This window comes from Streptomyces sp. NPDC047315 (assembly GCF_040643215.1).
Taxonomy (GTDB): Bacteria; Actinomycetota; Actinomycetes; order Streptomycetales; family Streptomycetaceae; genus Streptomyces.
This window is the reverse complement of the sequence record NZ_JBEYTZ010000040.1, coordinates 20956-33974: the sequence shown is the minus strand read 5'-3', so window position 1 is coordinate 33974 and position 13019 is coordinate 20956. Positions and strand designations below refer to the sequence as shown.

General features: G+C 69.2%; 13 protein-coding genes and 1 pseudogene. 8 read left to right on the top strand and 6 right to left on the bottom strand.

Annotated elements, in window-relative coordinates:
• Positions 1-358 precede the first annotated feature (358 nt).
• Together ABZ842_RS33335 and ABZ842_RS33330 are read left to right on the top strand one after the other, a co-directional pair.
• On the top strand, positions 359-1222 hold the full coding sequence (locus ABZ842_RS33335) for a helix-turn-helix transcriptional regulator (protein WP_361545518.1): 864 nt from the start codon (positions 359-361) through the stop codon (positions 1220-1222).
• A gap of 219 nt (positions 1223-1441) precedes the next feature.
• Positions 1442-1651 carry a DUF397 domain-containing protein gene (locus tag ABZ842_RS33330; protein WP_361545515.1) on the top strand — a complete coding sequence of 70 codons (210 nt, stop codon included), beginning with the start codon at positions 1442-1444 and terminating at the stop codon, positions 1649-1651.
• A 142-nt stretch (positions 1652-1793) separates the two neighbouring features.
• On the opposite strand, the gene ABZ842_RS33325 is transcribed toward ABZ842_RS33330, so the two are convergent.
• The 3 genes and pseudogenes from ABZ842_RS33325 to ABZ842_RS33315 all read right to left on the bottom strand — a co-directional run bounded on the left by ABZ842_RS33325 (position 1794) and on the right by ABZ842_RS33315 (position 3494).
• A complete protein-coding gene (locus ABZ842_RS33325) occupies positions 1794-2636 on the bottom strand; it encodes a hypothetical protein (protein WP_361545512.1) in 843 nt (280 codons plus the stop codon).
• A 161-nt stretch (positions 2637-2797) separates the two neighbouring features.
• Positions 2798-3036, bottom strand: a pseudogene (locus ABZ842_RS33320) (IS5/IS1182 family transposase); the annotation flags it as partial.
• Between the two features lie 17 nt (positions 3037-3053).
• Complete coding sequence (locus ABZ842_RS33315; RefSeq protein WP_361545509.1) at positions 3054-3494, bottom strand: hypothetical protein; 441 nt, start codon at positions 3492-3494, stop codon at positions 3054-3056.
• A gap of 383 nt (positions 3495-3877) precedes the next feature.
• Between ABZ842_RS33315 and ABZ842_RS33310 the strand changes: the two genes are divergently transcribed.
• Both ABZ842_RS33310 and ABZ842_RS33305 read left to right on the top strand, forming a co-directional pair.
• Positions 3878-4672 (top strand): NPCBM/NEW2 domain-containing protein, encoded by a 795-nt coding sequence (locus tag ABZ842_RS33310; protein WP_361545506.1) that lies wholly within the window; start codon positions 3878-3880, stop codon positions 4670-4672.
• A gap of 269 nt (positions 4673-4941) precedes the next feature.
• Positions 4942-5289 carry a VOC family protein gene (locus ABZ842_RS33305; protein WP_361545503.1) on the top strand — a complete coding sequence of 116 codons (348 nt, stop codon included), beginning with the start codon at positions 4942-4944 and terminating at the stop codon, positions 5287-5289.
• A gap of 520 nt (positions 5290-5809) precedes the next feature.
• Here the strand turns inward: ABZ842_RS33305 and ABZ842_RS33300 are convergent.
• Entirely contained in the window at positions 5810-6016 is a 207-nt protein-coding gene (locus ABZ842_RS33300) for a DUF397 domain-containing protein (protein ID WP_361545501.1), read from the bottom strand.
• On the bottom strand, positions 6013-6852 hold the full coding sequence (locus tag ABZ842_RS33295; protein WP_361545498.1) for a helix-turn-helix transcriptional regulator: 840 nt from the start codon (positions 6850-6852) through the stop codon (positions 6013-6015). The genes ABZ842_RS33300 and ABZ842_RS33295 overlap by 4 nt, the downstream gene beginning before the upstream one ends.
• Before the next feature lie 105 nt (positions 6853-6957).
• On the opposite strand from ABZ842_RS33295, the gene ABZ842_RS33290 reads away from it, so the two are divergent.
• The 4 genes from ABZ842_RS33290 to ABZ842_RS33275 all read left to right on the top strand — a co-directional run bounded on the left by ABZ842_RS33290 (position 6958) and on the right by ABZ842_RS33275 (position 10442).
• A complete protein-coding gene (locus tag ABZ842_RS33290) occupies positions 6958-7185 on the top strand; it encodes a hypothetical protein (RefSeq protein WP_361545495.1) in 228 nt (75 codons plus the stop codon).
• Positions 7182-7583 (top strand): hypothetical protein, encoded by a 402-nt coding sequence (locus ABZ842_RS33285; protein WP_361545493.1) that lies wholly within the window; start codon positions 7182-7184, stop codon positions 7581-7583. Before ABZ842_RS33290 ends, ABZ842_RS33285 begins: the two co-directional genes overlap by 4 nt.
• A gap of 146 nt (positions 7584-7729) precedes the next feature.
• Positions 7730-8521 (top strand): SDR family oxidoreductase, encoded by a 792-nt coding sequence (locus ABZ842_RS33280; RefSeq protein WP_361545490.1) that lies wholly within the window; start codon positions 7730-7732, stop codon positions 8519-8521.
• Between the two features lie 304 nt (positions 8522-8825).
• Positions 8826-10442: a sodium:solute symporter family protein gene (locus tag ABZ842_RS33275; RefSeq protein WP_361545487.1), complete on the top strand. Its 1617-nt coding sequence runs from the start codon at positions 8826-8828 to the stop codon at positions 10440-10442.
• Here the strand turns inward: ABZ842_RS33275 and ABZ842_RS33270 are convergent.
• Positions 10377-13019, bottom strand: a complete 2643-nt coding sequence (locus ABZ842_RS33270) for an NACHT domain-containing protein (protein ID WP_361545484.1) — start codon at positions 13017-13019, stop codon at positions 10377-10379. The two genes, ABZ842_RS33275 and ABZ842_RS33270, sit on opposite strands and share 66 nt — an antisense overlap.

Sequence of the window (13019 nt, the reverse complement as noted above, 5' to 3'; positions counted from 1 at the left end):
CCGTCCGACGTCCGTCCGACGAGACCCGCCCAAGAGGTCCCCAGAACCTCACGACTTCGCCGTCCGACGACCCCGGGGCCACGCAGGACCGGGGCGAATGAGCACCGAAGAACCGCCCGAGCAGTCCGAGTCGACCCCCCACCGACCCGGATCGGGAGCCGCACAGCGATGCGCGGGGCAGCCTGAGCGCTGCCCCGCGCATCCGTGTGCGTGCACCGCCGGGAACACCAGCGCGAGGGACGAGAGATCAGTGCGAGTCGTTTCGCAGTGAGTCGTTTCGCAGCGCGCCCAAGACGTTTGGTGGCAGTCTGCTGAGCAGTAGATACGCTCAGCTACTTCTGTCGGAGGTGCAGTTTCCGTGGCGTCCAGTGTCAACCCCACCGTCAGGCGACGCCGATTGGGTCAGGAGCTGCGCCGGCTCCGGGAGGTCAAGGGCATGACGGCCGAGGAGGTCGCCGACCGCCTCCTGGTCTCCCAGTCGAAGATCAGCCGACTGGAGAACGGCCGGCGCTCCATCAGCCAGCGCGACGTGCGCGATCTGTGCGGGGTGTACGAGGTCGAGGACCAGCGGGTCGTCGACTCGCTGATGCAGATGGCCAAGGACTCCCGCCAGCAGGGCTGGTGGCACGCCTTCGGCGACATCCCGTACAGCGTCTACATCGGCCTGGAGACCGACGCGGCGAACCTGCGGGTGTACGAACCGCAGGTGGTGCCCGGCCTGCTGCAGACCCAGGGGTACGCGGAGGCGGTGATCGCGGGCGCCCTGCCGGAGAGCAGCCCCGCCGAGATCGAGAAGCGCGTGACGGTCCGGATGCGCCGGCAGGGCCGGGTGAAGGACTCCGAGCAGCCGCTGCGGCTGTGGGCGGTGATCGACGAGGCGGCGCTGCGCCGGGTGATCGGCAGCCCGCGCCTGATGCGGGAGCAGTTGGAGTACCTGGTCGAGGTGGCCCAGCTGCCGCACGTGACCGTGCAGGTGCTGCCGTTCGAGATGGGTGCGCACCCGGGGATCAACGGCCAGTACGCCATCCTGGAATTCCCCGACGCCTCGGACTCCAGCGTCGTCTACATCGAGGGCGTCACCAGCGACCTGTATCTGGAGAAGGCGCACGACGTGCACAAGTACACGATGATGTACGAGCACCTCCGGGCGCAGGCGCTGAATGTGGAGCAGACGAAGTCCTTCATCGAGGGAATCGCGAAGCAGTACGCGGAAGGGCCCTGAAGCGGAACGGGCCCGGCGTGAAACCGCGCAAGGTACACCCTGGTCAGCAGTGGGAGGAAGAGGGCGACGGCATAGATCACCCGACCGGGTGATTACCTACCACACGCACCGGCAGCGGCGAGTAGCGTCAATGACGTACCAACAAAGCACCAACAAAGCACATCAATGCAATGCCGGTGCAAAATCCCCCACTGCGAGTACTGCCGAAACGGAGCGAACATGGCAATCATTCAGGGCGCCACGGACACCTGGACGAAGTCCTCTTACTCCGGAGGGAACGGCGCGTGCGTCGAAGTCAAGTCCCCCGTTGTGGCGGAGGTTTCCGTCCGTGACTCGAAAGTCCCCGCGGGCGAGCGCATCACTTTCGCGTCCGACGCGTGGAACGCGTTCGTGACCGAGACCGGCCGCGGCGGTTTCGGCACGGGCTGACGCCCCCCTGCGCGCTGAACAGAGCCCTCTCGACTGGTCCGCCGTCCTGGCCGAGAGGGCTCGGCCGTGTCCGCGCTCCAGTGCGGACGGTGCCGCGCTTCAGCGCGCACCGTGCCGTGCTTCGGCGCACACCACGTCCGCTTCAGCGCAGTTCGTCGACGTACCGGTCCGTCCCCGGGACCGTGGGTACGAACGGCGCCACCAGCTCGACCCGCCCGAGCCCGGACTCCTCGACCGCCCGGTCCAGGTCGGCGTACCGCTCCTGCCAGTGCGCCCGCGGGTCCTCCTCCAGGAACCACAGCAGCGTCAGCCGGGTGTCCACGCCTTCGACCTGCTTGACGTAGGTCATCCGGTCGCCCGGCAGCGGCGTGGGCCGGAAGACGGTCACCATCGCCGCGTCCGATCCGGCGAGCCGCTTCGGCAGGTACCGGGTGCGTAGCCACTCCAGCAGTTCGGCCCGCTGCTCCGGGCCCTGCGCGTCGACGACTTCGAGGACGAGCCCGGCGTACGGGTGGTCCAGCGCGTGCTGGTCCCGCGGCCCGGCGGCCCCGTCGCGGTACACGGTCGCGCCGTGGTCCTGGAAGGCGGTGAAGACGTGCTCCCGGTCGTGGTACACGCGCCCGTCGCGGTTCAGCCGCTTGTTGATGCCGACGGTCCACTTCATGTGCTCGGCGTAGCGCCCCTCGGTTATCCAGTAGACGGAGAGATAGCACCCGTTCGTCACCGGCTGGGCGACGGCGGAGGCGTTCGGGTACCGCAGCAGTTGCAGTTCACGGGTGGCCACCCAGCGCCGTCCAGCGTAGATCCAGGGCATCGCCATGGCACCGGCGTAGTAGTGGTCGTCCTCGTACCACCGGTTGTAGGCGTATTCGTGCCCTGGCTTCGGCTCCACCATGGTGATGAGCGCATGCCCCGGCCGTACTCCGTAGGGCCCGACCGACGCCAGCTCCGCGTACCTCTCGGTGTGCGTGTCCTCGCTACTCATCCGACCGCCCTCTCCTCTGTTCCGTCGACTCCCCACTCTGACGGCCCGTCAGCTAGCGCGCCAGGGTGTGCGGCCGAGTCCCGTTCGCCGGCGGGAGAACGGGACTCGACCACAGGGCGGGCGGGGCCGGGGGTCACCCCATGGCGCCGACGGCGGTGAAGTAGCACCAGGCCCCGGCCATCGACGGCGAGGTGGACCTCGGTGGTCAGCCCACCTCGGGACCGGCCGAGGGCCTGGCGCGCCTGCGAGCTGTCCGGATCCTCCAGTTCGTCCCCGTCGCCTGCCCCTTTTTGTGGGCGCCGGCCGCGTGCTGGTGAGCCCGGTTGACCGTGGAGGCGACGGCAACGGTCCACTCCACCCGGCCCACCGCGTCGTCGCGGACCTGGACCTGCCACAAGATCAATTGACTGACACGCCTCAACCGCGTGGAATGGTGGTGTAGATGGATGTCGGCTCAGCCGGCACGGGCCGGTCCGGTCGAAACCGCGGCAGATCGTACTCGGGCATCAGGAAGCTGCTGTAATCGGCGGGCGAGGAGCTCTCCGCCCAGTACATTGCGCCAGCCACTACATGGCCGTTGCTGCCGGACTCGGTTTCCAGGATGAACGCACGCCAGTCGTACCACGGGCGAGCATCCGCGGCTCGAAGGTGCTCCTCCTCCGTCGGGGAGGCGAGCCGTATCGTCAGTGCTCGGTAGTGATCGCGGACCGAGAGCATGCCGACATCCTTGAAGAGGATCTCCACCGTGGTTGGCAGCCCGGCGTCGATGTCCTGCTCGCCACGAAGCAGGACCTGGCTATGTCCAATGATGTAGGCAAACAGGCGCAGGGGTCGGTCGAAGGAAACCGGCAGGTCCACCAACTCTGTTCGTCGCCTCGCCACACGTTCCCCCGCATCTCAACAGCGGCTTTTCGGTATCCACGACCCCGGTGGCCATGGCGCAGTTGAAGTGGCGCCACTCTACCTCTGGGCGCTTCTGGCACCGGTCACAGCGTGATCATTTGTCAGACAGGCCCTAAGGGCTGTCCCGTAATCCCTGGCGGGCGCGCGACGACAGCTACGGCGCCTCGCTGCGTTGTCGGAATCACCACATACATCCAGTATGCGGTGACCCCTCCGCCTTGCGATGCACCGCATCTGACGCCGCGCGCTGATCCACCAGGGATTACGGGACAGCCCTTAGCCGCGCAGGGCCGGCATCGCTTTAATTGCACTTCGGTTCGCACGGGGAGGAGTGGGCTATGAGTTCAACACCGCCGGCCGCCGACGGGGTACCCCCGTTACCTCCAAGGCCACCCTCGCCCCCTGCTCCTGACCCCGCCCCCGCGCCGCCGGCACCCACGCCCGACCCCGACCCCGGCCCCGGCCCGGAGCCCGAGCCGCCCGAGCCCGCGCCGGGGCGGCGAGGCATCGGGGAGTTCGCCGCGCTCGTCTCGGCGATCACGGCCGTCGTCGGTCTGCTGCTCGGATTCTTCGGACTGCCCAGCGTGGTGAACTCGCCGACCGCCAAGTCCGTGACCGTCACGGAAACCGTCACGGCCACGACCACGGCCACCGCCACCATCGAATCCTCGCCCAAGGAACCGGCCGACGGCGGCCCCTCACAACCGCCCGCGGTGCCTCCCCTGCCGTCGGGAGAAGTCGCCCTGAGCGACCTCACTCCGCTGGGGAGCTTTCCCGACGATGAGTTCAGCCAGCAATCCGTGACGCTGGGCGGCAAGACGTACCCCAACGCCATGGTCGACATCTACCCCTGCCAGCCTGGCGCCGAGTACAGCATCAACCAGCGTTACAAGAGGCTCACCCTCACGACGGGGCTCGACGACAACTCCGTGGCCGTCAAAGGGAAGCTACTGATCATGGGGGACGAGAGGACCCGCAAGAGCATCATGCTGGAGATCAACAAGCCCCAGACCGTCTCGGTGGACATCACCGGTGTCGTCAAACTCGCCATAGAAGCCGACATCAGCGACGACAGTTCCTGTAACGGCGACGGTGTCGTGGTCGCGCTGGCGAACGCGGTACTGACGTCCTGACGCCGCGAGCGGGGACCGCTGGCCTCACCGTGCACGTCCTCGCTCCTGCAGGTGGCTGCCGGACTCCGCCGACATCGCCGGCGCCTTCGCCAGCGTCCTGACGGAAGGGCCGCAATCATGCTCGACTCCGGGGCTCAGTGCTTCACTCCGCAACTGGCCTGGAGCGAGGAGTCGCGCCTTGACGCCTGTTGGGCGACGTGCGATGAGTTCCGCCGCCTCAAGCCGTCCACCACAGCGACATGAAACTTCTGAGGGAGGACGCGAGGCCGATGGAGATTGCGCGCGTACTGATGGTTGCGCCCGTGGGAAGCGTGGAGACGGCGATGCCCTGGTATGAACGGCTGCTCGGGCGTCCGGCGGATGTCCGGCCGATGCCGTCCCTGGCCGACTGGCATCTCACTGCAAGCGGCTGGCTCCACGTCTTCGAGGACGCCGAGCGTGCTGGATCGGCGCTTCTCAATCTGGAGGTGCCCGATCTGGATGCGGCCCTGGCGGAACTCAAGCAGCGGGGTCTGTACACCGATCAGGTACAGACCGGGGGCATCCGCACGCGGTTCGCCGCCCTGCACGACCCAGACGGCAACCGGATCACGCTGCTGGAGAACCCGGTGGCCTGAACACAGCGCCGCGCGCTCTCTCACGCGCACGCCTCAGGCGCCTCTCGCGCGCCCCACCGGAGTTCCTGCCCCGATGCTCGGGCGGGCGCTAGCGAGCTGGCCGTCGCGAGAGGAGCACATGGACATGGCTGTACAAGGGTGGGCCGACGCGGTGAGCGATGCGCGGGAAGCCACTGGCTTCGACGGCGAGGTCGTCGCCCGTACCGTTGCGGCCGTACGCGAGGCGGTGGCGGTGGGCCGCCACACCGAGCTCGATCAGGAGCTCGGGGCTCTCGACGGGGGCGGCCCCTTCGACGCGTCCTCAACCACTGGTGGACCCAGGCCCTCGCCGACACCGCTCCGGACGAGGTCGCCCGAGAGCGCGCGATCGACTTCGCGGACCTCGCCATCGCCCTGCACGTGCGTTCCCTGAGCGCACCCCGACGCGTCGATACCGGGCCGGCCTGACCTGGAACGACAACTGCGCCCCGTACGGCTTGCTTCCGTACGGGGCGCAGTGGCGAGCTGGCGTTGGGTGGTCCTACGCGTCGGCGGCACGCGCGAGGGCGACGAGGCCCGCGAAAGCGTCGGCGGAGACGAGCAGCACCGGGCCCGCAGGGCGCTTGCTGTCGCGGACCGGGACGACGCCGGTGGTGGAGGCGTGGTCCGGGGCCCATTCGACGCAGGTGCCGCCGTTGTTGCTGTAGGAGGACTTGACCCAACGGAGAGGGGAGGACGCGGTGGTCACGGGGTGCCCTTTCGTAGCTGTTCGATCATGGCGATGGATTCCGCCTGCGAGAACGCCTCGGTCTGCAATTGATAGTACGACCTGACCAACGGCAGGACTGAGACCAGTTCGCGGTCCAACTGCCCCTGCGTCTGCGACTCCACGTAGGAGATCACCGACCGGTCGGACAGGGTCAACAGATTGACTGCTCGATCGAACGGCCGGCTCTCGCCCATCGCGTACGGGGCGATATGAAGCGCGTTGTTCGGCAATTCCGCGAACTCGATCAATCGCTGCAACTGGCCGTCCATCACAGCATCGCCGCCGATGGGCCGACGCACACAGCTCTCGTCGAGCACCGCGAAGACCGACGGCGGCGGCGTCCGCTTCAGCGCGGCCTGGCGCTCCATCAAGAGCTCGACTCGCTCCGCGGCCTTCTCGGCCGTGACGTCACCGCGCCGTACGGCGCTGTCCGCCAGTGCCGTGGCGTACTCCCGCGTCTGGAGCGGTCCAGGAACCAGACCCACCTCGAACAGCCGGATCTCCGCCGCCCGGGCCTCCTGCGCCAGGTACTCGGGGAAGCCTTCCAGCAGCACGCCGTGCTTGATCTCGCGCCACTCGCGCTCGAATGACTCGCTCGTGTCGGCCGTTCCGAAGGCGGCATCAGTGCTACGCACAAACCGTAAAGTCGGCATCTTCCGACCAGTTTCCAAATGCGACACCTGTGTGGGCGAGTATCCGACCCGCTCAGCGAAGTCCTTCTGTTTCCATCCAAGCGCCTCCCGTGTACTGCGAAGGCGGGCTCCGAGGGCCGCCTGAGGGCTTGCGTCCGGGTTCAGCTCTTTTCGGTTCACCATGCGACACCATCAAGTTTGGTTACGAGTCCGCCACGTTGAACACCTCATGACTCTAGTCCACGCTGATGCCACTTGGTAGCGAAACGGCTACAGAGAGGAGTTGGCGTGACTGACCCGAACGACGAACTCCCGGTCGGCGCGCTCGCCTACGACACCGAGACCAAAGCTCTCGGCGTCGTCATGGAGGCGTACCGCAACTACTACGCGCTCCGCCCGCCCCGCGGCGGGATCGAGTGGGACGCCCCGCGCGACCTCACGCGGCCCGCCACGCTCGCCGATCAGATCGCGCCCGTTCTCGCCGAGCGGAACGCCAACAGCAGGCTGGGGCTGTGAAGGCGCGGCGGGCGGCGCGGCGGCGCAGCAACTGCGGCGCGGTCGTTGCCCTGCCGGCCGAGTTGATGTTGGACGCGCTCGAAGTGCGGGGGCCGGGCGGGAGTGAGGACGTCGCCACCGTGCTCGTCTGCGAACTCGCCGAGCACGCTGAGTACTCCGAGCACTCCGAGCACACCGAAGACTCCGCAGACGGAGCACACGCCGCGCTCGTGCGGCCGTTACCTATACCCCACCCGGGGAGCCTGTGGGCCCGTTGGCGCGACGGGGGCGAGCCGGAAGAGTTGGTGATGCTCGCCGACTGCAACACGTCGAACGGCGCCGAACCCGGCAAGGACGACACCTGCTTCCTCCCCCTCGGCCACACCGGCCGGTGCTCCTTCGAGATCGACTACCCCTGAAGTCCCACGAGCCGCCCGCCCCCGAGGGCACTGCCCCGGCCCCGGGGGCGGGCTCCGCAGCCGGGCAAGCGCGTGGCTTCCTTCCGCGGGCGGGGCGCTCTACCCTGACGGGCCGTCAGCTCAGCTCCCTCGCTCGGAGGTGTCCGATGCTGTTGCAGGGGAAGACCGTGATCGTGTCCGGCGTCGGCGCCGGGCTCGGGCAGCAGGTCGCCGCGGCCGTCGTGCGGGACGGGGGGCGGGCCGTGCTCGGGGCGCGTACGGAGGCGAACCTCGTCGCGACCGCCGAGGCGATCGACCCGGCGGGGGCCCGTACCGCGTACCGGCGCACGGACATCACGGACCAGGCCCAGTGCGACGCCCTCGTCGCACTCGCCGTCGAGCGGTTCGGCGGGGTCGACGCCGTCGTGCACGTCGCCGCGCTCGACACCCTCTTCGGCGGGCTGGGCGACGCGGACGCCGACTTCACCGACTGGCAACGGGCGTTCGACGTCAATCTGCTCGGCACCCTGCGGATGACCCGCGCCTGCCTGCCCGCGCTCAAGGAGGCCGGCGGCGGCGCGATCGTCTTCGTCGGGACGCAGTCCGCGGTGGCCGCGCCCACGCAGGTGCGGCAGACGGCCTACGCGGCATCGAAGGGCGCGCTCACCTCGACGATGTACTCGCTCGCGCACGAGCTCGGGCCGGACCGGATCCGGGTGAACACGGTCGTGCCGGGGTGGATGTGGGGACCGCAAGTGCAGGCGTACGTGCAGTACGCCGCGCGGTCCGAGGGCGTGCCGGAGCCCGAGGTCCTGGACCGGCTCACGCGCCGGATGGCGCTGCCCGCGCTCGCGACGGACGGGGACGTGGCGGACGCGGTGGTCTTCCTGGCGTCCGACCGGGCCCGGTCGATCACCGGCCAGTCCCTGTTGGTGAACGCCGGCGAACTGATGCGCTGACGCACTGAATTCTCATCCGCCGCACGGGACCCGCATCCCGTGCGGCCTTTCACGCTCTGACGAAGTGCCCGCTCATGGTGTGTCCGCTCAACGAGGCGTCACAACGACCCCGTTGGTCAAGAACGAGCAAAATCGTTCGCTTCGCTGATCTGCGTTCATGTACGTGATCGCGAGCACCCTTGACCGACCCCCTGAAGTGGGGGTTCAATCCCCGAAGTCCCCACTCCCGCACGGGGGCGCCGCTGATCGGACGTACTGACGAAGAGCCCCGGACGTTCACAAGGCGGACCCCTGGAGGGGGCACATGAACAGTCTCGACTGGACCGTGCTCATCGCGTACTTCGGCGTGATGGTCGCGATCGGACTCTGGTCCCACAAACGCGTCGACAACGTCAGCGACTTCTTCACCGCCGGCGGCAAGATGCCCTGGTGGCTCTCGGGGATCTCGCACCACATGTCCGGCTACAGCGCGGTGATGTTCACCGGCTACGCCGGCATCGCCTACACCTACGGCGTCACGTCCTTCGTCACCTGGTCGCTCCCCATCGCGATCGGCATCTTCATCGGCGCGAAGCTCTTCGCGCCCCGCCTCAACAGACTGCGCTCGCGGCTGCACGTCGCGTCCCCGCTGGAGTACCTGAAGAACCGCTACAACCTGCCGACCCAACAGGCGCTCGCCTGGTCCGGGGTGCTGCTGAAGATCGTGGACGTGGGCGCGAAGTGGGCCGCCATCGCGACCCTGCTCTCCGTCTTCACCGGCATCTCGCTCAACGAGGGCATCCTCATCACCGGTGTCATCACCGGCGTGTACTGCACCATCGGCGGACTGTGGGCCGACGCCCTCACCGAACTCGGGCAGTTCGTCATCCAGCTCTTCGCCGGACTCGCGATGCTCTTCGCCGTCATGAACGAACTCGACGGCTTCGCCACCCTGTGGACCGTGTGGGACGAACCCGCGCTCGACGGCCACGCCGAGCCGACCGCCGGCCCGTACACCGTCACGTTCCTCCTCGCGTTCCTCTTCATCAAGACCTTCGAATACAACGGCGGCATGTGGAACCAGGCCCAGCGCTACATGGCCACCAAGAACGCCCGCGAAGCCACCCGCTCCGCCCGGCTCTCCGCGATCCTCTGGTTCGTCTGGCCGCTGGTCCTCTTCTTCCCCATGTGGGTCGCACCGCTGCTGGTCGACGCGAAGAAGCCCGACGCGTCGGACAGCTACGCCCTGATGACCGAGCAGTTGCTGCCACACGGGCTCCTCGGCCTGGTCATCGTCGGCTTCTTCTCGCACACGATGGCCATGTGCTCCTCCGACGCCAACGCCATCGCGGCCGTCTTCACCCGGGACATCGCGCCCGTCCTGTCGAAGAAGGCGCGGAGCTGGAGCGAGCGGATGGGGCTGATCGCGGCGCGCTGGTCGACGATCGCCTTCCTCGCGCTGTCCATGGCCATCGCCACCCAGGTGAACTCCCCCACCTTCAAGGACATCATCACCGTCGTCATCAAGTGGGTCGCCGGGCTGATGGGGCCGATCGCGATCCCGTTCATGCTGGGCATGCTGCGCACGTTCCGCCGCTCGGGCCCGACGGCGGCGCTCACGAGCTGGGCGGCGGGCCTGGCCGCGTTCTTCGTCGTCAACTACGAGTTCGACGGCTCGCAGCGGACGGATGTCGCGCTCCAGTACCAGGTGTCCATACCGCTGGCGATCTCGCTGGTGCTGTACGTCGTCATCGGCTTCCTGAAGCCGGAGAACACGCCGGAGCGGGAGGCGCTGATCGAGCGCATCAACACGGACGGGGAGCCGTACGGGGACGACGGCGGCGACGGGCTCGCGGGCGGCGCGGCTGCGGTGCCGTCACCGACGCCGGCGCCGGTCACGGAGTCGCGGGTTCGCAGGACGCCCGAGCACGACGAGGGTTGAGTTGGGGGCCGGGTCGAACGGCTCTCCGTTCGGACTGACCCACTGCATGCTGATGGCGTCGGGCACGGAACTCCTCGCCAGCCGGCTGTGGGCGGGCACAACCAGGGTGTCGAGCTGCGGGAACGCGGTCAGCCAGGCCCCGTCCTCTCCGTCCGGGTGGCCCGTCCACAACCACAGGCGCGTCAACGGCCCGGCGCCCAGATGCCGCACCAGGTCGTCCACCGTGCACTCGAAGGCGACCTGGACGCGTTCCCGACCGCCCCACTCTGCGAGCAGCCTGAGGTGCTCCGGAGAGTGGGCGGTGAAGTAGAGGCGCCGCGGATCGAGGTGGGCCAGGACCTGTTCGGCGTACTGCTCGGCGTCGAACCGGTCCCAGGCCCACGTCAGTTGTCGACGCACCCCGAGGGACGGGTGGTCGCGGTAGCGGACGAGCACGGCGAGCGCCGCGTCCGTGCCGATGTGCGTGGCCGTCTCCACCACGTGCAGCGCCTCTTCCGCCGTCAGCCCCACCGGGCCCGGCAGCAGCCGGGCCACCAGGGAACCACCAGCCTCGGCCAGCTTCCGCGCCATCTCGGCGCTCAACGGCGGGATGAGGTCCGCGACCAGGCCCTGGGTCCGCTCCACCACCGTGGGGTCGATCTCCAGGGCCTGGTCCAGGCAGGACGCGGCGAGGAGGATGCGGCGCAGGGCGTTGTCCGCCGGCACGCTGCGGTCCAGGAGGCCGTTCACGATCCGCGCCCGCTCCGCCGGCCGGCCCAGTGCCACCGCCATCCGTACGACGTCCTCCCACAGGTCGTCGTGTGCGCGGTCGAGCAGGAGTGGGAAGTCGCCCTCCTCCACCAGTGCCTTCGCCGCCAGGTAGTCCTGGAAGGTGCGGTGGACGAAGTCGAGGCGGCCCGCGGCTGGCTCCCGTAGCAGGCCGGAGCGCTCGGTCAGGTGGCGCAGGACGCGTTGCGGGGGCTCGGGAACGTGGTTCATGTACGTGAGTGCGCGGGTGAGTTGGACGAGGGCGTCCTCACGGGTCATCTCGGAGCGGCCGTTGCGGACCAGCCAGTGGGCCAGTTTCTGGAGGAGGGCGATGCTGGTGTCGGAGGAGAGGTGGAGTTCGCCGTCCGTCGCCACGCCGCGCTCCACGTCCCGCCGCTCCAGCAGCATCCGTAGCGCCGCCTCGTACAGCTCCTTCCGGCCGTGGGGGAGGAAGCCGCGGCGTTCGCGGTGCAGGGCGCACAGCAGGCCGCACATCAGCGGGTTGACGGCGAGGCGGCCGAGGTCGTCGTTGGTGTGGACGGCTTCGACGAGGGCGGCGGCGAGGTCGTCGCCCGCGCCGGCCGCCGCGTGCCAGCGGCGGACGAAGCGTTCGACCTCGGTGCGCTGCATGGGGGCGAGGGTGAGGCCCGTGAAGCGTTCGCCGGCCAGCCAGTCGTCGGCGACGGAGAGCGGGCGGGTGGTGACCAGCCACAGGTTGCCGGGGAACTCCGCCATCAGCTCACGCAGCCAGCGGCGGGTGGCGTCCCGTTCGAGCTGCGGGATCTCGTCGACGCCGTCGACGAGGAGCAGCGCGCGGCCGGCGCGTAGGACGCGGTCGACCCAGCCGTCGGGCTGGGAGCCGGCGATGGCGGAGCGTACGGCGTGCAGGAACTCGTCCGGCGTCGGCGGCTCGCCGTCGCGCAGCACGCGGCGCATGGGCAGCACGAACGGGACGCGGCCGATCAGGTGCGACAGGTGCCCGCCGAGTTCGGCGAGGTCCTGGCGGGCGGTGACGACGGCGAGCCACTGCACGAGGGTGGTCTTGCCGGAGCCCGCGGCGCCGCGCAGCAGGACGCGGCCCTGGCCGGCGAGGGCGTGTTCGGCCGGCAGCGCCACGGGGGCTTCCACTGCGCCGTCCGCCGTGACCTCCAAGGAGACGTACGCGGCGTCCAACGGCCACTCTGGGGCGTGGTTGAGGTCGAGCCCGTAGATCGTCAGCTCGCCGTACTTGCGCTGTACGTGCTCCGCGTACCGCTGCTCGAAGCGGGTGTCGGCGGCGAGCGGGGACGGGTTGCGCTCCAGCAGCAGGTCGGTGGCGGCGACGAGCCGTTCGATGGCGCGCGACTGCCCGACGAGGGTGCGGGCGACGAAGGTGGAGCGGGTGGTGAAGAATTCCAGGACGTGCAGGCAGGCGGTGTGCAGCAGCGGATCGAAGTACGCGGCGGCGTCGGCCGACAGGTCGGCGGGGCGGGCCAGGCGCGCGGCGAACGCGTACGGCCCGAGGCGTACGGCCTGCACGTCGTCCATGTCGAGGTCGCCGAGGCTGTGGAGGGCGGTCGTCAGGGCGTCGGTGAGCTCGTCGCGGATGCGCGCGGACGGTGCTTCGTGCGGGCCGTACGCATCGGCGGCGCGCTCGACGAGCGCGGCGGCGAGCTTGCGCAGACCGGGCTCCCCCAGGGTGCGCTGCTCGCCGCGGAAGGACACCAGGGCGGCCAGCCGCACCGGCTTGTCCGCAAGGCCGGCTCCGGGCTGGCCCGGTACGAACAGCTTCCTGATCAGCGGGGCCAGGGCGCTGGACGCGAGGCGGACGGCGACGGTGGAGGCATCCAT

Bases quoted from the DNA above. Each gene is read 5' to 3' on its own strand.
- ABZ842_RS33330 (WP_361545515.1), top strand. From the start codon at position 1,442: ATGGCAATCATTCAGGGCGCCACGGACACCTGGACGAAGTCCTCTTAC.
- ABZ842_RS33325 (WP_361545512.1), bottom strand. From the start codon at position 2,636: ATGAGTAGCGAGGACACGCACACCGAGAGGTACGCGGAGCTGGCGTCG.
- ABZ842_RS33310 (WP_361545506.1), top strand. From the start codon at position 3,878: ATGAGTTCAACACCGCCGGCCGCCGACGGGGTACCCCCGTTACCTCCA.
- ABZ842_RS33305 (WP_361545503.1), top strand. From the start codon at position 4,942: ATGGAGATTGCGCGCGTACTGATGGTTGCGCCCGTGGGAAGCGTGGAG.
- ABZ842_RS33295 (WP_361545498.1), bottom strand. From the start codon at position 6,852: ATGGTGAACCGAAAAGAGCTGAACCCGGACGCAAGCCCTCAGGCGGCC.
- ABZ842_RS33280 (WP_361545490.1), top strand. From the start codon at position 7,730: ATGCTGTTGCAGGGGAAGACCGTGATCGTGTCCGGCGTCGGCGCCGGG.
- ABZ842_RS33275 (WP_361545487.1), top strand. From the start codon at position 8,826: ATGAACAGTCTCGACTGGACCGTGCTCATCGCGTACTTCGGCGTGATG.
- ABZ842_RS33270 (WP_361545484.1), bottom strand. From the start codon at position 13,019: ATGGATGCCTCCACCGTCGCCGTCCGCCTCGCGTCCAGCGCCCTGGCC.